A 24,247-nucleotide genomic window follows, 5' to 3' on the forward strand; every position below is an offset into this window, starting at 1 on the left:
TAGCAAAATCTGAAAAAGTACAGCCCAAAAACTAAAATAGCTTTGTGTAAGAACTTAAAATGTTTGTCCTAAGTTTGCTAAATATTTGTTTGCATTTTGTTGCTCAATTGTGTCAAATTCAATGCCCGAATATAATGCAATGCACAGAAGTGAGCCATTGATGAAAAAAATTGAAGCAATAATTAAACCCTATAAATTAGACGATGTTCGTGAAGCCTTAAGTGAAGTTGGAATATCGGGCGTAACGGTTTCTGAGGTAAAAGGTTTTGGCCGCCAAAAAGGGCATTCAGAAACCTACCGTGGAGCAGAGTATAAAATTGACTTCCTACCTAAGTTGAAACTTGAAATAGCGGTAAGTGATGCTTTAGTTGAGCGCTGCATTGAAATTATTGCTCAAACAGCAAGAACCGGCAAAATTGGCGATGGAAAGATTTTCGTTATAGATCTAGAAAGTGCAATCCGCATAAGAACAGGCGAGCGAGACGACGAAGCAGTTTAAAGCGCAGTACCTCTACTAGTTGCTCACAGCACAAACAACACCTATATCGAGACACAATATGAATGAAGTTAATAGCGCCATAGAAACCTTGGTGCAAAGTTCTAATACCTATTTTTTATTAATTGGCGCCATTATGGTATTTGCCATGCACGCAGGATTCGCTTTTTTAGAAGTGGGCACTGTGCGTCACAAAAACCAAGTAAACGCGCTAGTTAAAATTATCACTGATTTTGCAGTATCGTGCATTGCCTATTTTTTCATTGGTTATTACATAGCTTATGACACCACCTTTTTCGCAAATGCCGCAGATTTATCAGCAAACAATGGCTATGACCTAGTTAAGTTTTTCTTTTTAATGACATTTGCAGCCGCCATACCCGCAATTATATCGGGGGGCATTGCTGAACGAGCCAAGTTTTATCCATTCTTAATTGCTTCGGCACTAATTGTTGCCTTTGTTTATCCGTTTTTTGAAGGGATAGTGTGGAACGGAAACTATGGCATTCAAGCGTGGTTAGAAGAAACAACCGGTGCTGCTTTCCATGACTTTGCAGGTTCGGTTGTAGTGCATGGAGTAGGGGGTTGGTTAGCCTTAGTTGCTGTTTACTTCTTAGGCCTGCGTATGGGCCGTATTAAAGATAATCGCTTAGTTGCCTTTGCCCCATCTAACATTCCTTTTCTTGCTCTTGGTACATGGATACTCAGCATTGGTTGGTTTGGCTTTAACGTGATGTCAGCGCAATCTATGGATGGCATTAGCGGCCTAGTGGCTATGAATTCACTTATGGCTATGGTGGGCGGAATACTGGCTGCCTTATGGTTTGGTAAGAACGATCCAGGATTTATACACAACGGCCCTTTAGCTGGTTTAGTGGCTGTATGTGCAGGCTCTGACGTAATGCATCCTATGGGGTCGTTAATGGTGGGTATAGTGGCAGGCTTTATTTTCGTTAAGCTATTTACGGTAATGCAACAAACTAAGAAAATTGATGATGTGCTAGGTGTGTGGCCGCTTCATGGCGTGTGCGGTGCTTGGGGCGGTTTAGCGGCGGGTATTTTTGGTCTTGAAAGCTTAGGCGGCCTTGGCGGTGTTTCGTTTATGGCTCAGCTAATTGGCACCGTTGCGGGCATAGTTGTTGCGCTAGTAGGCGGCTTTATTGTATACGGGCTGGTTAGTAAACTAAGCACTATTAGGCTAAGTGAAGAAGAAGAGTACCAAGGTGCTGATTTGAGTATTCATAATATTGGTGCTACGGGTAAAGATTAAGCGTTGTGGTGATGTTTGGAGCTTGCAGCCTTCGCTGCAATGACGGAGGCGGGCTGCAATGACCAATATACCGGTCATTGTGGCGCAGGCCACAAACTCCAAGCGCAGGGCTGCAATGACGGAGGCAGGGCTGCAATGACCAATACACCGGTCATTGTGGCGCAGGCCACAAACTCCAAGCGCAGGCTTAGGCCGAAAACATTGCTTTTAGCTCGTCTAAGTAGGGGGCATAGTGCTCCCACTGTTTTAGGCCCGATGTATAAATAGGTTGCCTAACTTGTTGTGCGCTGGGGGTTTTAACCGCGCGTTTATTCTGATGAAAGTTAAGGCATGCGTTTTCAAACGGTAATTCGCAATAGTCTAGTAAACGCCTAATTTCAGCTTCGGTGTTATGCACCATATCTTCGTGTTGAACCTGCAAAATTTCACCAGGGAACACGGTTTGCCAATGATCCATTAAGCGCACATATTCTTGATAATAGCGGCCAATGTTATGTAACGAATAACTAAACTCTTGGCCCTCGCCAAATTGCTGTTTAAAGCCGCTAAAACAACAGGCCATTGGATCGCGCCTTGCGTCTATAATTTTAGCCTTGGGTAAAATGAGTTTTATCAAGCCAATATGCATATAGTTGTTGGGCATTTTATCTATAAAATACAATGCTCCTTGGCGGTACACCTTAGTGTCAGCAATAAATTTTTCACCAAAGGCTTTAAAGTAATCTTTAGGAATACTTAGCATATTGTTTGGATACACAACCTTGCCATTAGACTTTTTGCTCAAATTTGCCGCTAGTCCAAGAATTTCGTGCAGTTCCATAGTGCCATCTACTTGTGAGTGCGACGCTAATATTTGCTCAAGCAAAGTAGAGCCCGCGCGGGGCATACCTACTATGAAAATAGGCGCTTTATCATTACAACCTAGGTCTTTGAGTTGTTCTGCTAGTTCAGGTGTAAAGTAATCTATTTGATTTTGCACAAAACCTGCGTGTTCATCACTTGAGTAATGCAATGTACTGTTTTTAAGTTCATTGCCCTGCTTATAATGATAAAACGAGGTGTCATATGCTTGGGTATCTTCAAAAGCTTTACCTAAAGCAAAATGCATATGAATTTTGTCAGTAATGCTGACCGCATCTTTTTTAGTGGCGGCTAGCATCTGCTCAACTTCTTCAGCACTAAACGTATAAGTTTTTACGTTTGCTAAGCTCCAGAGAGCATCGCCGTAGTCTTGGTTATGAGTATAAGCATTCTTGTATGCACTAATACACGCGTCAACACTTCCTGCGGTTTTATAAGCATGCCCTAATAATAAGTGAACATGAGATTTTGCTGGGTGCATTTTTAATATACACTCGTATATCTCAATCGCTTCATCTAATTCACCCAAACCCACTAATGACGTGGCTTTAGCTACTTCATAAAATATATTGTTCTTATCTTGCTCCACAAGTTCATTCGCTAGGTTTAAGGCCTTAGCAAACTTACCAAGCTTTGTATAAACTCGGTATAACTCGTACTTGGCTTCACTATTTTGAGGCTCTAACTCTGCGCATGTTTCTAGAATAAACTCGGCTTCTGATACATATTTAAGCTCTAATGCAATGTCTGCCAATAGCATTAAGGCAATAACAGAATGTTTATTCTGCTGTAAATATTGCCTACATATTCTGTCAGCCAAGGCAATATTACCTGAATGCAAAGCATCGGTGGCCGCTAAAATAGGTTTGGGCAGTTTACTCAAGCGGTCAATATTACGCTTGCATAGGGCTTCTGCTTCTACCTGCTTCTGTTGTGTATAAATAGGCAGTAATGCTTGCCACGCAGAAAGCAAAGCCGGATTAATTTGTGTCGCTTTATAAAAATTAACGCTGGCGTCTAATAATTTATTAAGCGAACGATAGTTGTATCCCTTTTCCTGATACGCCCTTGCATGCTCAGGAGCCAATAAAATGAGTTCGTTAAGCGCTGCTAATGCATCTGAAAAACGCGTTTGCATACGAAAACACACGGCTAATAAATAATAGTATTCTACTTTTTGTGGCGCTTGGTCTAAAAAGCGAAGGGCGTTTTGCGCTTCACTCTGTGCTTTTTGAAAGTCACTTTGTTGAATAAGCGTTTGTATCTCATTAAGAGATGCAACATGGTTTTTCGAAGAGTTTGCTGACATAAAAATACAATACTGTTTGAGGCTGCCTAAACGGTGAGTTTAGCATAAAAAAGCCCCTACAAGAGGGGCTTAATATGATTACATAATGCTACAAAGTAGCAATGTAAGGCTAGTAGAAATCGTAAGACAATCTGAAGCCAACTGTTCTTGGGCGGTTGGTCACAACTTTAGGCGTATATTGTTGTTTATCAATATACAAAATTGCACTCTCGTCAAAAACGTTATCTATGTAAAGTTCTGCTTTCCATTCATCGTTAGTTACACCAAACGCTAGGTTAGCTAACACGTAACTATCTTGAATGTAGCGGCCGCCTGCAAATGTGCTGCCGTCAGTGTCGGTGTAAGTAACGCCAGCGTAATTTGCGGCTTCATTTTGAATGCTTAAGCCACTGCCCGTTCCAAAAATCAGGTTAGTTGAACTTTCTAATACATATGCATCCATTTCCATGCCTGCTAAGCGGTCACCTGTATATGCCAATGAGCCATTTACAAATGCTGTTAAACCGTTCTCAAGTTCATAGAAATAACGTGCACGTACGTTTCCTGAAAACGATGCAGAGTAAGGTAGTTCGCTGCCCTCAGGTGGCGCTATGCCTGCTAGTTCATCATTAATACGTGTTAACTCAGTATCAAGTAAACTGAATGACGCATCAATTACTAGGTTGTCAGTTGCTAACCATGTTAAATCACCGTCAATACCACGTATTTCAGCATCACCCACGTTGTCGGTAAATACTAAGAAGCTAATATTGGTTGGGTCATAGCGCGAGGTTTGCAGTTCAGTAATTTCAGAGAAATACGCAGTTGCGTTTACACGCAATATGCCTTCAAAGAAATCACCTTTCATACCAAGCTCATAGTTCTTCAAGGTATCAGTGGTTGAATATACTGGAATTCTAAAACCTTCAAACGCACCTTGTTGGTTAGTGGCTAATCCACCACCTACACGGTTTGTTACTGGGGGTCTAAAGCCTTCACTGTAGCTAGCGAAAATCAGTAAGTCGTCATTAGCTTTCCAGTCAATAGACGCTTTATATATAGTGTCATCAACAGTAAGTACGCCATCGTCATCAAGTAATGACACTTCAAGTTGGCCGCTATCAATAGCTGCATTAATAACACTAGCATCTTCACCTACCGCAGCTAAATCAGCTGGGTCTAGGGTACCGAAAGCACGTAATCTGCCAGCAACGTCAACAGTAGTAGTGGCACCTTTAAATGAATCTTCAATTTCGTACCAACGCGCACCTAAACTAACCGTGACGGTATCAGTTAAATCGTATTCAGCTTGTCCAAATAAAGCAATTTGGTCTATACCGTGTGAAATGTCATTTACGAAACTGATTTCAGATGGGAAAATAATTCCGCCGCTGTTAATACCTTCTCCGCCTTGAAGTTCACGCTCTAAGTCTGTAAATTTTTCTGTATTGGCAATATTAAATAAACCTACTGAGCTTAAATCTTGCGCATCATAGAAAATACCAGCCGTAATGCGCCAATCATTTTCAGCATCAGTGTTAACTCTAAATTCATGTGTTTGACGCGAAGTATCCGTAGATTCTTTATAGAATTTAGTAGGATCTAAACATGCTTCGTCAGCCGCAGCGGTGTCACCACCATAGTTACAAACGTAATACGCTGAGAAAAGCCCGCCGTTGGTATAGCCTGTGTAGTCAATAGTTGAAGTAATTTCACGGTCAAGGTAACCACCGGTGTATACAACTTCAAGCTGCGCTAAACGGCCGCTTAAGGTCCATGTTGTTAAGCCAAATTTGTCAGAATTTTCGTCTGGCACGAAACGGTTAACAGAACTAGTACCTTCTAAAGTAGGGTCATAAGAAAATACGCCTTCGGTATCAAGTTGCTGCCTTGTATGTTGAACCAGTAAATCCCAGTCTTCATTGAATTCATAAGCAACACCTACACGTACACCAGCATAGCTTGCATCATTAATATCTTCTTCAACTAAGCTTGTGTTATCAGGGGCTACCGTTGGTGTGTTTGCTGGATCACTTAAAACACCACCAGAAATACGGTCAATAACTACAGCGCTACCGCCGTATCCGCCGTTACTAGGATCATTTAGGATGTTATCAATCCAACCGCCTTGGTTGTCATTGTAAGCGGTAATTCTAACCGCTAGGTCATCGGCTAATGTGAAGTTCATGAAAGCTTCAAGTGAGTTACTCATTTCACCGCCTTTGGTGAAACTAGCGTCTACATCTACGCCGCCTGAAAAACCGTTGAAATCAGGTTTGTTAGTAATCATTCTAACAGTACCTGACTGAGAACTAGCGCCAAACAAGGTTCCTTGTGGACCAGGAAGCACTTCAACGCGCGCTATGTCGGCGGCGTATACGTCAAGGTTTCTACCCTGCATCGATACAGGCTGTTCGTCTAGGTAGAATGCAACTGAAGGTTGCAAGGCTTGAACGCTAGAAACTGAGATGGCTGTTTGAGTGGTAGCCGCGCCACGAATATAAATTTCGTTTTGACCAGGGCCCGTGCCTTGGAATACAACATTTGGTAAAAATTCTACGTAATCTTGAAAGTTATCAACACCCAAATTTTCTAGTGCATCACCACTTAGTGCGCTAACGGTTACGGGCACATCTTGAATAGATTCTGCACGTTTTGTAGCGGTTACTTCAATGGTTTCTATTTCTCTTGACGAGCTAGAAGATTCTTCAGCTTGTTGGGCGATGGCCACCGAAGAAGCGCCTAGCGCTGTGATTATGGCGTAGCTCAATTGTTTAAGTTTCAATGTATTCCCCTGCATTAACTTAGTTGGTACGTTTTTGAATGTGCTAATTATTTGTGTGCTAATAATTAGTTGTGTACGCTTTTTATAATACTACAAATACCGGCATACTGGAAATTAGCCTTATATATTATGGCAAGGTGCATGTATTTAGCTAAAATTTGTGCTTTATTATACCGCTTAAGGTTATAATCGAATTTAATTCTATTGAATGTATTGGCTGGTGAATTTTTAATGCACCGTTAATTATGTGTTTGTACGTTAAATTCGCTCAGCTAAGGAGTGTTTTGCTTGAGTAGCTCTAATCAAATGAAATTAAATAAAGCCGTTTTTATTCCCGCTTCGGTTTTAGTTATCTCGCTTTTATTATTCACTTTAGTTTTGCCCACTGTTTCGGCAAATTTCTTCGACTTGTTACAAGCCACTATTGTTGAAAATGGAAGTTGGTTTTACGTCTTAATTGTTGCTTTAATTCTAATGTTTACTCTTTATTTAGGGTTTTCGCGTTTTAGTGATATTAAGCTAGGGCCTGACCACGCCGTCCCCGAATACTCTTACTTAAGTTGGCTTTCAATGTTGTTCGCCGCGGGCATGGGCATTGGATTAATGTTTTATGGGGTTGCTGAGCCTCTTATGCATTACTTGGCGCCGCCGGTTGCAGAAACTGGCACCATAGAAGCGGCTCGCGAAGCTATGAAAATTACCTTTTTTCACTGGGGTCTGCACGCTTGGGCTATATACGCCATAGTGGCCTTAACCTTGGCTTATTTTAGCTTTCGTCATGACTTACCGCTTACATTACGTTCTGCCTTGTATCCTATTATTGGTGATAAAATTTATGGCTGGCGTGGCGATGTAGTAGATGTGTTTGCCGTAATTGGTACTTTGTTTGGCGTGGCAACATCGTTAGGCTTAGGGGTAATGCAAATAAGCTCAGGCTTAAGCTATTTATTTGATTTTACTCCCTCTACTACAATGCAGGTTATCTTAATTGGCGCTATTACCTGTGTTGCCATAGTGTCGGTAGTGAGCGGGCTTGATAAGGGCATTAGGCGTTTATCTGAATTCAATATGATTTTAGCTGTAGGCTTAATGCTATTGGTATTGGTGCTTGGTCCAACGGTGTTTTTATTAAAAGCTTTGATGCAAAACACGGGTGGATACTTATCAGACATAGTACAAAACACATTTAATTTGTTCGCTTATCAAAAAACCGATTGGATAGGTGGCTGGACCATTTTCTATTGGGGCTGGTGGTTGGCGTGGGCGCCATTTGTTGGTTTGTTTATTGCGCGTATATCACGCGGTAGAACCATTCGCGAATTCATTTTAGGCGTAATGTTAGTACCTACCGTGTTCACACTGGTATGGATGACTATTTTCGGCAACACCGCTATTGATATGGTGCTAAACCAAGGCAATGACATGTTGGCGTCTTTAGCGAATGACAATACACCTGTTGCGCTGTTTTTATTCTTAGAGCAATTCCCATTTGCGAGTTTCCTGTCAGTAATTGCTGTGCTAATGGTAGTTGTGTTTTTTGTGACCTCGTGTGACTCAGGCGCCATGGTTATTGACATGCTATGCAGCCACGGTAGCAATAACACGCCGCTTTGGCAGCGTATTTACTGGACTGCTGGTGTGGGGATTATTGCGGCTGTATTGTTATTGTCAGATGGCATAAGTGCTTTGCAAACTATGACAATTGCCAGTGCTTTGCCTTTTGCCATAGTGTTGATTATTGCGCTTTACGGCTTAATAAAAGCTTTGCGAATTGAAGCTTATAAGCGTGACAGCATGAACATGCCGCCCACGCAATTACAGCTAAGTAATAATAAAGAAGGTTGGAAAGAGCGCTTAAAAAGCATAGTAGATTTCCCAAGTAAGCAGCGTGTTATCCAATTTATTCAAGATGAAGGGTATCCGTCGTTTCTTGCCGTTAAAGAAGAGTTGTTGGCGTTAGGCATTCAAGCCGAAGTAGAAAAAACCGACAGAGACATATCTATTACGGTAGGCCAAGGTGATGACCAAGCTTTTGTTTATGCGATACGCCCTAAGCGACATTCACAGCCTGATTTTGCCTTTGAACAAGATGATGATTCTGATGCTGATAAGGTGTATTATCGCGCCGAGGTGCATTTGGGTGAGGGTGGACAAGACTACTGCGTAATGGGATGGTCAAAAACTGCCTTAATTAATGACGTAGTTGACCAATACCACAAACACCTGCATTTCTTACACCTAATGCGCTAAGTTACAGAAGTAGATTATTATGAACAAAGATGAAGAATTATTAGTTGCCTTGCGAAAAGTTATTAGAGCTATTGATATGCGCTCTCGGCAACTCAGTAAAGAAGTAGGGTTAACGGGCCCGCAGCTGCTTATTTTGCAAAAAGTGGGCAAGCAAACTGGCGTTATGGTACGTGAAATTGCAGATGATATTAATTTAAGCTCTGCAACGGTTACTAATATACTCGATAGAATGGAAGCCCGTAAATTGGTTGAGCGTATTAGAAGTACACAAGATAAGCGTAAAGTAGGGGTGTTCTTAACTGAAGAAGGCAGTAAGGCCTTGGAAACTGCGCCTTTACCGCTACAAGAGCACTTTACCAACCGCTTTAATGCGATGGAAGAGTGGGAGCAAAGCCAAATGGTGGCAACGCTCCAGCGAATAGCTTCTATGATGGATGCGCAAGATGTAGATGCGTCACCAGTGCTGGAGGTAGGCAGTATTCTAAATAGCTAAATAAGTGTAATGCTTATTTAGCAAAAACTGACCAAGACGTTTTTTCGGCAAGTAGCTCAAGCGCCTTGGTCCCTAATTTACTATTGCCAATGATATCTAAGCCAGGTGACCACACCGCAATAGATGCTTTACCCGGTGCAATGGCTAATATTCCGCCTCCCACACCACTTTTACCCGGCAAGCCCACTCTAAACGCAAATTCCCCTGAGCCGTCGTAATGTCCGCAGGTTAACATAAGTGCGTTAATGCGTTTTGCACGCTCGCTAGATACTACTGGGTATCCTGAACTTGGATGAATACCATTGTTGGCTAAAAACAAACCCGCATTCGCCAAATTTTTAGTACTCATGGCAATAGAGCAATGATGAAAATAAGTACCTAATACTTTATCTACCGGATTTATAAAGTGACCAAACGAAGCCATAAAATGCGCAAGCGAGGCATTTCTTGAACCAGTAGCCAGTTCTGATTTAGCCACTTCTTCATCTATTAAAATAGAATCATCATTACTAATGTAATGAATAAACTGCAAAATTTCAGCTAGGGTCTCTTTGGGTTCATGGCCTTGCATAATTAAATCGGCAACCGCAATAGCCCCCGCATTGATGAATGGATTGCGCGGCTTTCCGTGCTCATGTTCAAGTTGCACAATAGAATTAAATGGGTCTCCAGAGGGTTCGCGACCAACGCGATGCCATACGTTTTCACCCAATTTACCCAGGGCTAAGGTTAAGGTAAATACCTTGGAAATACTCTGAATTGAGAACAGCGTATTGGCACAGCCTGCATGATAGTGTTCGCCATTGCAAAGCGAAACGCTTATCGCAAATTGATTAATATCTACATTAGCTAAAGACGGTATGTAACTTGCCACTTTGCCTTTGTCTTTAATTGCCATCATTTCTTTGGCAATCTCATTGAGTATATCTTGCAAAGTGAGCCTCTGTTCTTAAGTTAATATTGGTAGGTAAGCGGTGTATTAAAAATCGACCTTTTTACGCAAAGATTTAGTCGCGCCATTGCGTTTTTTGCTATCTACACGCTTTCGCTTAGCATTTAAGCTTGGGCGCGTTGCTTTGCGGGGCTTGTCTTCATGTAGGGCTGACACTATAAGTGCTTTTAAGCGTGCTAAGGCGTCTTCTCGGTTCTTTTCTTGGGTACGGTGGCTTTGTGCTTTTATCACAATAACGCCGTCTTTACTGATGCGGCTATCAGCAAGGCTGAGCAGTTTTTCTTTGTATTTTTCAGGTAAAGATGACGCTGCAATATTAAACTTCAAGTGAATCGCACTTGAGACTTTATTCACATTTTGCCCACCACTGCCCATTGCACGAATAGCAGACATACTGATTTCGCTGTCATCTATAACAACATTTGGCCTTATTTCCACAGGGCATCCTTTTGAGTAATTACACTAGCCCGCGCACGAGCCCTTATTAGCATAACAGCTTGGTTGCCTTGGGCATACCGCCCCGCGTGAACAAATAAGGCGTGCGTCGCTTTCAATGCCGCGTTCTACCCAATTTATGTTTAAAATACGCGCTACGCTAGAAAGCCTGTCTTTAATATTTTGAGGAATAGGCGCTGAGCCGCCGTGATCAACGCACACCTGCTTTAATTGTGATGCTATATCAGCGGCACTTTCGCCTTGCGCTTCTATAGCGGGATTTAGGTCAATACCGGTACATAGAACATGGTTGTTGTTAGCTAAATCTTTTACGTTAGTTGATTCGCAGCAATAAATTCTAGGCTCTTCTTCTACATTTAAAATAGATATTTGCGCCGATGTACCACTTACCGGTGCGTTGATCATTCTAAACACCGCCCAGTGGTGGCATGGGTCTTGTACTTCTCGCATATTTCCCCACGGTAAGGGGATGCCGTTACCGCGATAAACGGCTTTTAATTTGCCTGGCGCATAAGCATCAAAATAATGCCAATGGCGATAAGACGAAACCGCAGTCATGCGGCGCATGGCAACTGAGGCCGATACTCCCAATTGCTCGCCTACACTAATTTCATAGCCGTGGCGGTCAAGTAATTGGCGAAAAGGCACTTTGGGACAAAGCAGTGCGCCAGCAAAGAAACTTGATTCAAAGTCACGCCAAGCATGCAGTATATCTTGCGCGTTAACCGTTGACGAAGTGGTAATTTCGTTTGAGTCGTCTATTAATGAAGTGTTGTGGGTTTGCCCCGTTACTAACACACTTTTTAAGCCGTCACGGTTATGTAACACACAGTGCCCAATGTGGACGGCTAAATCATATTTTAAGCGCTTGGGGTGTTTTTTTAGCTCTTCATTCACATGAATGGTGCCTGGCGGATCATAAAACGAGGTCACTAGGCTTTTGCCCTTTACGCCTAATTCGCTGCGAATTTCTTCAGGCATTCGCGTAAACCAATTGATAGACAAGCCCAGTTGTTTGGCAATATCGAATAGGTCTTCTACACTCAGGGGCATGCGTTTTAAGCCCACTTCCTCAGCCGCGCGCTCAAGATCAGGAAAATGGTTTTGATGGTGTTCTTGATGCGCACGTATTAATAAGTGCGCAAATTGACGCCCACTAATACCGGTTTGCGAAAGCATTTCTGGTATCGCAATTTGCAGTATTTCTTTCGAAAAAAGAAAGCTTGGCTCTAGCGCCATGCCGCTTATGCCGCCTCGGCTGCCTTTATCGGGTGTAATTGATTTTTGCTCGGGGATATCATCTAAAAACCAATCCACTTTCTTTTGAAACACAGCAGCTATTACGCCTAGCATTTCACTGCCAGGTACTCGTTTACCGCGTTCAATCATTGATAAATATGAAACCGAAGGGGCCAGCTCAGGGTTTATTCGAACGCAGCGTGCCGATAAATCTTCCATGGTAAGGTTATTGCGCTTACGCAAATTTCGTATTTTAGTACCAAGTAAGTGCGATTTACGGCTTAAGCTTTTCGCTTGCTTCATAATGTAGGCCTTTGTTAATCATGTGGTGAATTTTCACTTTTAATCATTGTAAACAAATTGCTGTAAAAAATAAGGTGTAAAATTTTAATTTACAATAGCAAAACCATTAAATCCAAAGTCATCTAGGCTAAGAAGGTCCGCAAGTAGACACTTGTGAAAGCACTTCAACTCATGTAATTTATAAAGCCTAAACAACACTAAATGGAATTAGACATGAAAAAATTCGTTAGTTTACTTATATTTACCAATTTGTTATGTGCCTGTGGCGCAACTGATCAAAATGAAGCAACACTCGCTAATGATGTTGATTATGTGGATACCACAACTGACGATGGCTCATTCGGCAAGCTGTGGGAAATATCAAAACAAGTTGCACCTGAGTATCCTTTTGAAGCTGCTAAAAATGGAATTTCTGGTTGTGTTATGTATGTAATAGGTGTTGAGAAAGATGGCACTATTGGCCATGCCAAAATTACAAAATCTTATCCAGAGGGTGTGTTTGAAAAAAATGCAGCCAAGGCCCTTATGAAGCATCGATACGAGCCTACTCCTGAAAACACCGAGCGAACAGCGGCTTTAACTAAAATTAAATTTACCTTTGAGTTAAAGAAGTCGGGTAATGCCGAAGAGGCCGAACAACTTTGTCAATTTGATGAGTTGTTTTAAAACTTTAAGCTTTAGTTAATAGCGCCTGGCTATTAATTACGGCGGGCTATGCTTAACTCAGGTTCGTCATTATCAGACACATCTAAGGTAAAGGTGTAAAAGCCCGTTTCCGAAGGTGTGAACTGTAAATTTAATGAATCTGAGGCGCATACTAATTCTACGCTGTCGTTCAACTGCATTGGAACGGCACCAAAGCGATTGCCACAATTTAAGGCCATTGACCAAATGTTATCAGCCACCTTAAAGTCATAGGGTTGCCCATCAGCAATGAGTTCTATGGTTACACTGTATTCATCTGAGCTTTGTGCAATTAACTTATAGTCATCACCCGCTTCCCACCAATTAAATACTCCGCGTAAGTACATGTTACTGTAGTCTTTTTGGGTTTGTTGCGTAAAAATATCACTAGAACCCGACGAAGCGCAGCCCGCTAATACACTTATGCTGAGTATCAAAGTTACCCATTTTAAACATGATGATTTTTGCATAATAGCGATTACTGCCTCGCATGGTTCTATAAGATTAAATATTAAGTACTGAAATATCAGCAACCGATAAAAACTGCTTACGCACATGCGACGCTAGGGCAATTCGATTTGCCTTAACCGCGTCGTTATCAGCCATTATCATAACTTTGTCAAAAAAGGCGTCTAAAGGTTCCTTCATTGTTGATAACTGCGCAAGTACTGCAGAATAATCGTTCTTAGCTGCTAGAGCAGGTATAGCAGTAGCAATGCTTGAATAACTGGCGAATAAAGCCGATTCTTCATCTTGCTCAAATAAGCTTGGGTTAACATCAGCAAGTTCATCAAGGCTAATTTTATTCTTAGCTAAAATATTACTTACCCGCTTGTTTGCGTTAACTAAACTTTCTGCGCTGCTTGAGCGAGCAAATTCGGCAACTGCCAGTACGCGCTGGTTAATATCACTTAAAGATTGCTCTGTTTCACAAGCAAGTACAGCACTTATTACATCGCCGCTTATGTCTTTATCAGCGTAGAATGGTTTTAGGCGGTCTAGCAAGAAAGAAACAACTTGGCTTTCTACCTTATCATTGCTTAGCTTGCTGCCAAACAATGCAGCAACTTGCTCAACAATTTGGCCTAAACCTACATTCACGTTAAAGTTAAGCAGAATACGCAAAATACCAATTGCACTTCGGCGTAAGGCAAATGGGTCTTTGTCACCTTTAGGTAATTTGTTGATACCAAAAATACCCACTAGGGTATCAAGCTTCTCGCCTAGCGATACCAGCATACCTGCTGTGGTTTGCGGTAATTCATCACCGGCGAAGCGCGGTAAATACTGTTCTTTAATGGCGGTTGCAACGGCTTCGTTTTCCCCGTCATGTAGCGCATAGTGATAACCCATTACACCCTGAACACTTGGAAATTCCATCACCATGTTACTGACCAAATCGGCTTTTGCTAAATTAGCTGCTCGTTTGGCATCGGCAAGTTCTTGTTCAGATGCATTAATCAGCCTTCCAATTACTTGAGTGATTTTACTCACGCGTTCAGACTTCTCGGCAACCGTACCTAATTCTTTTTGGAATAAAATGCTGCTTAATTTGTTAGCCTTGCTGGCTAGGGTCGTCTTTTTATCAGTATCAAAAAAGAACTTAGCATCAGACAAGCGCGGGCGTATTACCTTTTCGTTGCCATCAATAATTTGTTGAGCGTCTTTACTTTCAATGTTGGTAACAAATAAAAATGTTGACGAAAGTTCGCCGTCAGCATCAAGTAAAGGCACGTATTTTTGATCATCCTTCATGGTGTAAATTAAGGCTTCTTTAGGTACTCCTAAAAATGCATCTTCAAACTTAGCTTGAAGAACAACTGGCCATTCAACCAATGACGAAATTTCTTCTAGTAATGCAGCATCGTAACTTGGTGTTAAACCTAGTGCGGTAGATTGCGAGATGAGTTGTTCTTCAATTGCCTGCATACGGCTTTGATAATCAACTAATACATATTGGCTGCGCATAAGCTCAGCGTAGCTATTAGCATGATCTAAAATGGTTCTATGATCACCGTGAAAACGGTGGCCAGATACTTGGTTAGACGAGCTAAGCCCAAGTAAATTAATGGCTAATACTTCACTGCCATACATAACGGTTAAGGTATGCACAGGGCGAATAAATTCGCTGGTGTTATTTCCCCAGCGCATAGGCTTAGGAATAGGAAGTTGCTTAATAGTACGTTCAAGCGCCGCTTGTAATTGACTGTCTAAGTTTTGGCCAGGTACGGTGGCCTTGTGCAACAACCATTCGCCTTTGTCGGTAACTAAACGCTCAGCTTGTTCAATGCTAATGCCATTACCACGTGCCCAACCTAAGGCAGCAGGTGTTGGTTCGCCTTGTTCATTAAAGGCAGCAGAAACCGCTGGCCCGCGTTTTTCAACTTGTTTGTCAGCTTGGGTGCGTTGGCAATCATTAAATGCCACAGCCAAGCGGCGAGGTGCGCCAAACGTTGTACAATGTGAATATTCAAATCCGAGTTTATCAAGCTCGTTTTTAAGGCCTTGTGCAAAGCTATCTGACAATACCTTCAACGATTTTGGTGGGAGCTCTTCGGTTCCCAATTCTACCAATAAAGTGTCGCGTTGATTAGTGCTCATTACTGCTCCTCCTTTGACTTGCACAAAGGAAAACCTAGCGCTTCGCGTGAATCATAATACATTTGCGCGCAAGCTTTTGATAACGCGCGAACTCGTAAAATATAACCTTGACGTTCTGTTACAGATATTGCGTGGCGTGCGTCTAATAAGTTAAATGCATGCGATGCTTTCATAACCTGCTCATACGCAGGTAAGGGAAGTGCTTTTTCAATCAATAACTGGCTGGCTTTTTCGCATTCATCAAAGGTGGTAAATAGAAAATCCACATTGGCATGTTCAAAGTTATAAGCTGACTGCTCAACTTCATTTTGTAAGAAAACATCACCATAGGTCACTTTGCCAAAAGGACCATTAGTCCACGTAAGGTCGTAAATTGAGTCAACACCTTGCATGTACATGGCTAGGCGTTCTAAACCATAAGTGATTTCACCTGTTACCGGTTTACACTCAAGGCCGCCTACTTGTTGGAAATAAGTGAACTGCGTTACTTCCATACCGTTTAGCCAAACTTCCCAGCCTAAGCCCCATGCTCCTAGAGTAGGAGATTCCCAGTTATCTTCAACAAAACGAATGTCGTGAACGAGTGGGTCGAAACCTAGCATTTCTAATGAGCCTAAATACAGCTCTTGGATGTTGTCAGGAGAAGGTTTCATCATTACTTGAAACTGATAATAATGCTGAAGTCTATTAGGGTTTTCACCGTAACGTCCATCAGTAGGGCGGCGGCAAGGCTGCACGTATGCACTGTTCATTGGCTCGGGGCCTAAAGAACGCAAAAAGGTCATGGGGTGGAAAGTGCCTGCACCTACTTCCATATCAAGAGGTTGAATAATTACACAACCTTGTTGTGCCCAATAATCTTGCAGTGCCAGAATTAACCCTTGGAAGGTTTGTATATCGTATTTTTGCATGTACCTACGCGTCTTTACTGTGTTCTATTCAATAATAACTGCCAAGTATACCTTGAAGTGGGGCGCTTTGGTAAGAGGGATTTCACTGCTAGGGCATACAATTTGCCTTAGCAGTGTATAAATTGCGATTGTATTGGAATTGATTAGGCTTGAAAGTGACGCAGAGCTTCTGTTTCTTTCAAGATGCCGCTTTCCAGTTCACTTTCAAATTGCTCTCGCTCTTTGTCCTGTGCTCTGCGCTCGCTTTTTGAAAGCTGGGCTCTAGCCTCGTGAGTAGGGTAGTTCTTTACCTTCTCAAAAAGCGCGTGTACTTTGGGATATATTGCCGGGTAGTCAGGATGTGGTGAAACAGGCAAAGCCTCGAGCAAATTACAAATTCGTATAACTCCTTCTGACAAATCGCATTGTTGTTGCTGCATAGCAAAAGCAATGGTTTGAATAGAGTCTTGCATAGAAGCTATTCGTTTATTTCTAATAGCTTGTTGTTGTGTACTTTGAGCTTTCACTAAAAATAACAACTTGCCTGCATAAACACCTAACGCAATTATTACTATTACAGCAAGCACTAAGGCTATAAGAACACCTGTTTCCATATTTTTTAATTAATCCTCGAAATCTTCTAGCTTTATTGCGTCTAAACTATCGAAAGGATCATTTGATTTCTTACTTTGTTCGTTATAGTCAGTATCTTCATAATCATAGCCGTCTTCATCTACGTCCATTTCAATGCCTAGCAACTCGCATAGAACTTGGTATCGGGCGGTTAATTTATTAACGTAAGCTTGCTCGCCAGGGCTTAGCACTTTTGTTAATTGTTTTTCCAATAACTGCTCAAGCTCAATGTTATTCTCAATAGCTTCAAGCTCAGCTTGCGGAGTTTTGTATTTAACCTCTTTTGGTGCGGCCGCTTTACTTACTTTTTTGGCGCCGGGCTTATATGCGTCTAAGTTAATAGGGGTTTTGCTACCTACCTTTGGATCTAACTTCTTCTTTTTCTCGGCTTGAATAATTGACTCAGCAATATTTTGGCGGGTACCTGACTTGTTACCTTTGGTTTTGCCGCCTTTGCCTTCCGGGGCTACATTTCGAGATTTTTTCTCTGGTCGAGGTGCGTCAGTTTTACGTACGCCAATTAAACCAATTTTTCTAGATTTTTTTCTTTTCGCCATGATGTGCTCAGTGAATTAACACGCCACTTTTTAATAGCGTGTTAGATATTAGGGAATTCTACAAGGGGGATTATAACTGATGCGTAAACATTCAACAATTTTGTTTGGTATAGAGTAGAGAAGAAAAAAGGTGATAGTCTAAACTATCACCTTAATTTAATGAGTGTCTTTAGACACCTCTCCCGTTTCGACACATCCTGTGCACTTGTTCTTGCTAGTGTTTAACTTTTTATTATTTTTATCTAAATTAGCGAACGTATTTTTTTGTCGTCCTTTTCGCTTTTTATTATTTTAAAGAGTACTCGCTAACAGCAGATTTTCTAATCTGTGCTAGAAAGTTGAGTAGATAATACGCAAAAAAATAATTATTACAATAAAATTAACAATTAATTTACAATATTTGTTAGTTCAAACCTTCTAAGTACTGAGAAAGTATAGAAATATCTTCGTCAGTTAACTTACCCGCGATACCTCGCATCATGCCATTTAGGTCATTATTTCGCCCACCTGAACGGAACATTTCTAGTTGAGATTTGCTGTAAGCGGCATGTTGGCCACCAATTACAGGGAAACCAGCTAAGTTCATTCCATTACCAGAAGGGCCATGACACGCAATACAAGCCGTAATGCCTCGTTCTGCATCACCACCGCGGTATAGAGCTTCACCTTGTGCAATTACATCTTCTGGTGCACTACCTACCTGTAAGGTTTGGCCTGAGAAGTAAGCTGCTAAATCTAGCATGTCTTGATCTGACAACAATGCAGCCTGACCATTCATAATAGCGTTATTACGACCTTCTTTGCCGCCAGTTTGACTCGCTAGTTTGAATTCTTGTAGCTGCTTGAGTAAATAGCCTTCGTGCTGCCCTGCTAATTTAGGGTTTATGTTAATCGCACTATTGCCATCAGTACCATGGCAGGCTGCACAAACAAGAGACTTGGCTTTTCCTGCTTCAGCATCGCCTTGTGCCTGGGCTACAGAACATCCAATAAACAAAGCTAGAAGCAAACAATATTTTTTCATACTTACTCTCTCTAAACGTGAGGTTTGACCGATCACACTATGTGATGGTCGGGTATTTTACACAAATAATGCCTTAAAAAAACATTATCCTTGATAATACTATGGATTTACACAAAACAATTTTGTGTTTTAGGTGTAAACTTATCGGCAATTTGAACCAATTCATTTGATTATGTCATACTTTTCTCAAGCTAAATTTCTAACAAGTGCGCCAGATATCGCTCACTTAGACCCTTTTGACGGCGGTGAAATTGCATTTGCTGGGCGTTCAAACGCAGGTAAATCAAGTGCCTTAAATAAGCTAACTCGCCAAAAAACCTTGGCGCGAACCAGTAAAACGCCTGGACGTACGCAACTTATCAATTTATTCGAGCTTGATGAAACACGCCGTTTAGTTGATTTGCCCGGTTACGGTTATGCAAAAGTACCGTTAGCTATGAAGCAGAAATGGCAAAAATCGTTAGGCGAGTATTTGCAAAAGCGTGATTGCTTAAAAGGTTTAGTGGTATTAATGGATATTCGCCATCCACTTAAAGATCTTGATCAAGACCTAGTATACTGGGCGGTAAACGCCAATCTACCTGTACTTATTCTACTCACTAAAGCTGATAAGCTAAAAGCAGGAAAACGTAAAAGCCAATTATTAATGGTACGTGAAGCCTGTATTGCATTTAACGGTGATGTAACTGTGCACGTTTTTTCTTCTTTAAATGGCCTAGGTTTACCAGAAACCGAGAAAAAGATTAGCGAATGGTTAGACATTCCCCGCCCCAATAGCGAGAGCTAATCTTTACAAGTAAACATGTTATTACACGTATTAGTTTTATTTGAGTACAGGGCCTTACTATAAGGCCCTTATGTGTCACCTTTCTTTACACTTTAGTATAGCTTTCTTGCAGCTTCAGAATTAATTGCTTAAAAAACATACAGGCTTTATATGTGGTTTAAATATTGCACTTATCCAATTGCAATAAAATCTCGCCTTATTTAGTACTAATCTTATGCCGTGTTTAGAAGAAGTTTTGGCTTTACCAAGCAACATAGCTTTAAGGGAAACACATGAAACTAAGAAAAAAATTACTAATATCTGCGTTTATGACGCTGGTATCAACACAATTGCTAGCCACGCCAATATTTAGTTTTGAAATAGATGGTGATACTTTTTTAAATTCTTTCTCTATTCAAAATAACTCAAATGCAGGCGAAAGTGTGACTCGTTTTCAGTTGGAAATTGGAAGTACAGACACCTGTTTTGATACCTTATTTGCGGGCAGTGATGACATTAACCCCTGCTCATTTAGTTCTAATGCCGCTAAACAATTCTCCCCAGCAAATGGTACCGATTTTGCTACCGGTTTAGTTGAGCCGGTATTGGTGCCCGATGCAAGCACCTTGCTGGATATATCTTTCACTAGGTTTACTCCCGGCAACAGGTTTAATTGGGATATTGATGTAGACTTTAATGATGGCGGAGTTGCAGTAGCGGGGTCTGACTTAATAGGTGCTACTGCGCTAATTGATTTCTCAGATGGCCAACGCTTGATTGGTGAGTTAATAGGCGTAGCCGGGAATCCAAACGCTTCAGTATTTGTGGTGTCGGGAATTGTGCCAGTGCCAACAGTGTCTGTTCCTTCAGGCGTGGGAATTTTCTTGTTGGGTATATTTGCATTGGCGTGTAGAAAATTCAGAATAACTAGAATTTAGGGCGATAAATATAACAATGGCTTCTTAAATTTAAGAAGCCATTGTTACTAAGCTAGTAACTTAACCGTGTTTATTCGTACGTTCCACGAATAGGGTAGTCATTCTCACGAGTGTACTCTAACCCACCCAACAGTATGTCTAAGTCAGGGCGAACAAACGGCGCATTAGCAATTTCAAGTAGCTGAACTTTGCGTTCGCTGTTGACCACAAATATAGCGGGCTCTGCGAATACATGGTCTGTTTCAGCTGATGACATGGGCTCAGATAACAATAAGCCAAGATTTTTTGCCACATCTTGCTTCAAGTTTCCGTATACAGGGAAGGTCACATCAGGCACTTTCTCTTCTAAAAATGTGTTTAGCTGCTCAACTGAGTCTAAAGATGCCGCTACCACGTTTACGCCTAAATCTTTAAATTTACCTAATTTAGATTGAATTTGTGACAAGTATTTTGCACATATTGGGCAATGTACGCCTCTGTATATAACTACAAGGTGCCAATCGGTTTCGTTTTTATCAGGAAGATTGCCGGTCGCGCGGGGTATAAGTGATACTTCTTCGCCGTCTTTTGTACTAACTTGAATGTCAGGAAAAATAGAACCTGCTTTAATAGTCATGTATTACCTCCATTTGGTATTCATTAGTTATTTAATAACTTTGTTTCTCATACATACGGGAGCAATTTACGTTCCATTAATTAAGTTTTTGATTTTATGCGTTATTTTCATCTTCGCTAGTGGTGGAACGCAATATCGTGAAATAACTACAAAGGTAAATGGGGCAAACTTACATGAAGTGGGGGGTTGCTATAAACGAACAGCGCTAGGCTTAATTTTAGGCAAAAAAAACCCCGCTACACACAAAGCGGGGTCAATTTCTCGGGGGAGAACAACACATTCATAAGTAAGAGTGTGCTATTTCCAATTAGTTCATCTAAAGTATAAAAAAAGTAATTTTATTTTTTTAGTGCGCTTCATCCCAGTTTTTACCTGTACCGGCTTCTACTACTAAAGGCACGTCTAAATTTACACAGTTCTCCATCAAGCCATTGATTATATCCACATATTCTTCAACTTTTTCGTTCTTGATTTCAAATACTAGTTCATCGTGGACTTGCATGATCATCGCTACATCATTTTTATTTTCTAATTGCTGCATCCATTTACTAACAGCAATCATTGCTTTTTTAATAATATCAGCGGCTGTGCCTTGCATCGGAGCATTTATGGCTGCGCGCTCTGCGCCTGCGCGTCTAGCGCCATTAGTGGCTTTAATATCGGGTAAATACAAACGGCGGTCAAACACGGTGGTTACATAACCGTGTTCTTTGGCAAATGCTCGTGTGGTTTCCATATAATCAAGCACGCCCGGGTATCGAACGAAGTACTTATCCATATAAGCTTGAGCGTCGTTTCTGGATATATTGAGCTGTTTTCCTAAACCAAATGCCGACATTCCATAAATCAAACCAAAGTTAATTGCTTTAGCGCTGCGTCTTTGGTTGTCAGTGACCTCGTCTAAAGATTCTCCGAATACTTCTGCTGCAGTGGCTTTGTGTACATCAAGGCCGTTAGCAAACGCATTTAATAAGCCTTCGTCTTTACTCAAATGCGCCATAATACGTAATTCAATTTGGCTGTAGTCAGCCGCAACTACTGTGTAGCCGTCGCGTGCAATAAACGCTTGTCGAACTTGCCTGCCTTCGCTGGTTCTAATAGGAATGTTCTGCAAATTAGGATCGGTAGATGAAAGGCGGCCCGTAGCGGTAACAGCTTGGTGATAAGAAGTGTGTACGCGATTCGTTCTATGGTTAATCATGCGCGGAAGCTTATCAGTATAAGTATTCTTAAGCTTGGTTAAACCTCTATACTGCATAATAAGTGCGGGTAGCTCATATTCTAAGGCTAGCTCTTGCAATACTTCTTCAGAGGTAGAAGGTGCGCCTTTAGGTGTTTTCTTTTTAATAGGCAAGCCCAGCTTTTCAAACAATATGTTTTGCAGTTGCTTAGTTGAGCCTAAGTTAAATGACTCACCAGCAAGTTCGTGTACTTGGGTTTCAAGCTCAACTATACGCTTAGCTAGGTCTTGGCTTTGCTGTGCAAGTTGCTGAGAATCAATAAGTACGCCAGTTTGTTCCATTGTTGCAAGCACTGATGATAAAGGCACTTCTATTTCGTTTAGCAATTCACTTAAGCCACTTTGCTCTTTTAATAGTTCGCTTATGGCAAGATATAAACGCAGGGTAATGTCAGCATCTTCAGCTGCGTATTTAGCCGCAATATCCAAATCTATTTGATTAAACGTAATTTGCTTTGCGCCTTTACCTGCTATTTCTTCGAAGCTTATGGTTTTATGGCCTAAGTATTTTAATGAAAGGCTGTCCATATCATGGCGAGTAGCGGTGCTGTTTAATACGTACGATGCTAGCATGGTGTCACATAGAATGCCTTGCAAGGCTATGTCGTAATTAGCAAGTACGTTTTTGTCGTACTTAATATGCTGCCCAATTTTCTTCGGCGCTATATCTTCTAGCAAGGGTTTTAGGGTTTGCAGCACTGCATTGCGGTCTAGTTGCTCAGGTGCACCGGGGTAGTCATGTGCAACAGGAACATAATAAGCGCTTTGGTCTACAAAGCTAAAAGATAAACCTACAATTTCAGCCTGCATGTAATCAAGGCTAGTGGTTTCGGTATCAATAGCATAAAACTCAGCGCTTTTAATCTTATTCACTAAGGCATCAAAATCACTTTGGCTGTACACGGTAGAGTACTTTGATGTGTCAATGGCTAGGGCTTTTGGGCTAGCGCTTTGTTCGTTAACGGCTTGTGCGGTTGGCGTACTAGTAGATTGGCTAGCACTGGCTTGGGCCAGAGTGTCAGCATCGCTGACTTCACTTAACCAGCGTTTGAATTCTAAATCGGCAAACATGTCACGTAATACCGGTTTGTCCATTGGGTCTAGCGTGAAAGCGTCTAAATCAAGTTTTAAATCGAGTTCTGTAGCAATGGTTGCCAATTCATATGAAAGCAGCGCTTGTTCTTTATACTCGGCCATTTTCTTGCCCATTGTTTTCGCGCCACGAAAATCAAGCTCTGCTATTTTATCTAGGTTTTCGTATATTTCATGAATGCCGCCAATCCCATTTAACATGGCTACCGCGCTTTTATCACCCACGCCAGGAACACCCGGAATGTTATCTACTTTGTCACCTTTTAAAGCAAGGTAATCAATAATTAATTCAGCAGGCACACCAAACTTTTCAACAACACCGGGAATATCCATTGCCGAACGAGTCATGGTGTTAATTAACGTAACGTGCTCGGTAACCAGTTGGGCCATGTCTTTATCGCCGGTACTTATTACACAGTTAATGCCTTGTTCACTTGCCTGGCGTGCTAAAGTGCCAATTACATCATCAGCTTCTACGCCAGGCTCAACAATCATTGAAAAGCCCATTGCTTCCACTATTTTATGCAAGGGCTCAATTTGCCCTCTTAATTCGTTAGGCATAGGGGGGCGGTTAGCCTTGTACTCAGGGTAAATATCATCACGAAAGGTTTTTCCTTTGGCATCAAACACCACAACCATATGGCTAGGCGTATAGTCGTTAACCAATGAGCGGAGCATATTCACTACGCCATAAATTGCACCCGTATCCATGCCCTTAGAATTTGTTAATGGGGGCAGGCCATGAAATGCACGAAACAAATAGGAGGACCCATCAACGAGTACTAACGGGGATTCATTTTTTGTGTGCATAAG

Annotated in this window: 20 protein-coding genes; 7 read left to right on the forward strand and 13 right to left on the reverse strand. The window is 41.5% G+C overall.

Annotation, left to right across the window (positions count from 1 at the left end; translation table 11 throughout):
• Positions 1-160 precede the first annotated feature (160 nt).
• Positions 161-499, forward strand: coding sequence for a P-II family nitrogen regulator (locus ACOI22_RS11865; RefSeq protein ID WP_420672241.1), 339 nt, complete (start codon positions 161-163; stop codon positions 497-499).
• A gap of 58 nt (positions 500-557) precedes the next feature.
• The gene (locus ACOI22_RS11870) at positions 558-1,766 is read left to right on the forward strand and encodes an ammonium transporter (protein ID WP_420672242.1); all 1,209 of its coding nucleotides are present in this window, start codon (positions 558-560) and stop codon (positions 1,764-1,766) included.
• 187 nt (positions 1,767-1,953) lie between these two features.
• Here ACOI22_RS11870 and ACOI22_RS11875 read toward each other — a convergent pair whose 3' ends face one another.
• Together ACOI22_RS11875 and ACOI22_RS11880 are read right to left on the reverse strand one after the other, a co-directional pair.
• Complete coding sequence (locus ACOI22_RS11875; protein ID WP_420672243.1) at positions 1,954-3,936, reverse strand: sulfotransferase; 1,983 nt, start codon at positions 3,934-3,936, stop codon at positions 1,954-1,956.
• Positions 3,937-4,045: 109 nt separating this feature from the next.
• Complete coding sequence (locus tag ACOI22_RS11880) at positions 4,046-6,700, reverse strand: TonB-dependent receptor (RefSeq protein ID WP_420672244.1); 2,655 nt, start codon at positions 6,698-6,700, stop codon at positions 4,046-4,048.
• A 306-nt stretch (positions 6,701-7,006) separates the two neighbouring features.
• On the opposite strand from ACOI22_RS11880, the gene ACOI22_RS11885 reads away from it, so the two are divergent.
• Both ACOI22_RS11885 and ACOI22_RS11890 read left to right on the forward strand, forming a co-directional pair.
• Positions 7,007-8,950: a BCCT family transporter gene (locus tag ACOI22_RS11885; RefSeq protein WP_420672364.1), complete on the forward strand. Its 1,944-nt coding sequence runs from the start codon at positions 7,007-7,009 to the stop codon at positions 8,948-8,950.
• Between the two features lie 19 nt (positions 8,951-8,969).
• Positions 8,970-9,443 (forward strand): MarR family winged helix-turn-helix transcriptional regulator, encoded by a 474-nt coding sequence (locus tag ACOI22_RS11890; RefSeq protein WP_420672245.1) that lies wholly within the window; start codon positions 8,970-8,972, stop codon positions 9,441-9,443.
• Positions 9,444-9,456: 13 nt separating this feature from the next.
• On the opposite strand, the gene ACOI22_RS11895 is transcribed toward ACOI22_RS11890, so the two are convergent.
• Genes ACOI22_RS11895 through ACOI22_RS11905 form a run of 3 tightly spaced genes read right to left on the reverse strand, consistent with a single transcriptional unit; the run spans position 9,457 to position 12,393 of the window.
• Positions 9,457-10,377 carry a glutaminase gene (locus ACOI22_RS11895; protein WP_420672246.1) on the reverse strand — a complete coding sequence of 307 codons (921 nt, stop codon included), beginning with the start codon at positions 10,375-10,377 and terminating at the stop codon, positions 9,457-9,459.
• 45 nt (positions 10,378-10,422) lie between these two features.
• The gene (gene arfB, locus ACOI22_RS11900) at positions 10,423-10,833 is read right to left on the reverse strand and encodes an alternative ribosome rescue aminoacyl-tRNA hydrolase ArfB (protein ID WP_420672247.1); all 411 of its coding nucleotides are present in this window, start codon (positions 10,831-10,833) and stop codon (positions 10,423-10,425) included.
• 24 nt (positions 10,834-10,857) lie between these two features.
• Positions 10,858-12,393 carry a DUF3612 domain-containing protein gene (locus ACOI22_RS11905; protein WP_420672248.1) on the reverse strand — a complete coding sequence of 512 codons (1,536 nt, stop codon included), beginning with the start codon at positions 12,391-12,393 and terminating at the stop codon, positions 10,858-10,860.
• A 213-nt stretch (positions 12,394-12,606) separates the two neighbouring features.
• Here ACOI22_RS11905 and ACOI22_RS11910 point away from each other — a divergent pair, with 213 nt between their 5' ends.
• The gene (locus tag ACOI22_RS11910; protein WP_420672249.1) at positions 12,607-13,059 is read left to right on the forward strand and encodes an energy transducer TonB; all 453 of its coding nucleotides are present in this window, start codon (positions 12,607-12,609) and stop codon (positions 13,057-13,059) included.
• 32 nt (positions 13,060-13,091) lie between these two features.
• Here ACOI22_RS11910 and ACOI22_RS11915 read toward each other — a convergent pair whose 3' ends face one another.
• The 6 genes from ACOI22_RS11915 to ACOI22_RS11940 form a co-directional block, all read right to left on the reverse strand.
• The gene (locus ACOI22_RS11915) at positions 13,092-13,547 is read right to left on the reverse strand and encodes a hypothetical protein (RefSeq protein ID WP_420672250.1); all 456 of its coding nucleotides are present in this window, start codon (positions 13,545-13,547) and stop codon (positions 13,092-13,094) included.
• Positions 13,548-13,581: 34 nt separating this feature from the next.
• Positions 13,582-15,678, reverse strand: a complete 2,097-nt coding sequence (gene glyS, locus ACOI22_RS11920) for a glycine--tRNA ligase subunit beta (RefSeq protein ID WP_420672251.1) — start codon at positions 15,676-15,678, stop codon at positions 13,582-13,584.
• On the reverse strand, positions 15,678-16,589 hold the full coding sequence (gene glyQ / locus ACOI22_RS11925; RefSeq protein ID WP_420672252.1) for a glycine--tRNA ligase subunit alpha: 912 nt from the start codon (positions 16,587-16,589) through the stop codon (positions 15,678-15,680). The genes glyS and glyQ overlap by 1 nt, the downstream gene beginning before the upstream one ends.
• Positions 16,590-16,732: 143 nt before the next feature.
• Positions 16,733-17,182 carry a DUF2489 domain-containing protein gene (locus ACOI22_RS11930; RefSeq protein ID WP_420672253.1) on the reverse strand — a complete coding sequence of 150 codons (450 nt, stop codon included), beginning with the start codon at positions 17,180-17,182 and terminating at the stop codon, positions 16,733-16,735.
• 9 nt (positions 17,183-17,191) lie between these two features.
• Positions 17,192-17,758 (reverse strand): Der GTPase-activating protein YihI, encoded by a 567-nt coding sequence (gene yihI, locus ACOI22_RS11935; protein WP_420672254.1) that lies wholly within the window; start codon positions 17,756-17,758, stop codon positions 17,192-17,194.
• A 403-nt stretch (positions 17,759-18,161) separates the two neighbouring features.
• Positions 18,162-18,782: a c-type cytochrome gene (locus ACOI22_RS11940; RefSeq protein ID WP_420672255.1), complete on the reverse strand. Its 621-nt coding sequence runs from the start codon at positions 18,780-18,782 to the stop codon at positions 18,162-18,164.
• A 172-nt stretch (positions 18,783-18,954) separates the two neighbouring features.
• Here ACOI22_RS11940 and yihA point away from each other — a divergent pair, with 172 nt between their 5' ends.
• Both yihA and ACOI22_RS11950 read left to right on the forward strand, forming a co-directional pair.
• A complete protein-coding gene (gene yihA / locus ACOI22_RS11945) occupies positions 18,955-19,569 on the forward strand; it encodes a ribosome biogenesis GTP-binding protein YihA/YsxC (protein WP_420672256.1) in 615 nt (204 codons plus the stop codon).
• A 272-nt stretch (positions 19,570-19,841) separates the two neighbouring features.
• Complete coding sequence (locus ACOI22_RS11950) at positions 19,842-20,486, forward strand: hypothetical protein (RefSeq protein WP_420672257.1); 645 nt, start codon at positions 19,842-19,844, stop codon at positions 20,484-20,486.
• 70 nt (positions 20,487-20,556) lie between these two features.
• Here ACOI22_RS11950 and ACOI22_RS11955 read toward each other — a convergent pair whose 3' ends face one another.
• Together ACOI22_RS11955 and polA are read right to left on the reverse strand one after the other, a co-directional pair.
• Entirely contained in the window at positions 20,557-21,102 is a 546-nt protein-coding gene (locus tag ACOI22_RS11955) for a redoxin domain-containing protein (RefSeq protein WP_420672258.1), read from the reverse strand.
• Between the two features lie 346 nt (positions 21,103-21,448).
• Complete coding sequence (gene polA / locus ACOI22_RS11960; RefSeq protein WP_420672259.1) at positions 21,449-24,244, reverse strand: DNA polymerase I; 2,796 nt, start codon at positions 24,242-24,244, stop codon at positions 21,449-21,451.
• Between the last annotated feature and the right edge of the window lie 3 nt (positions 24,245-24,247).

Source organism: Glaciecola sp. 2405UD65-10 (assembly GCF_048820975.1).
Classification (GTDB): domain Bacteria; phylum Pseudomonadota; class Gammaproteobacteria; order Enterobacterales; family Alteromonadaceae; genus Glaciecola.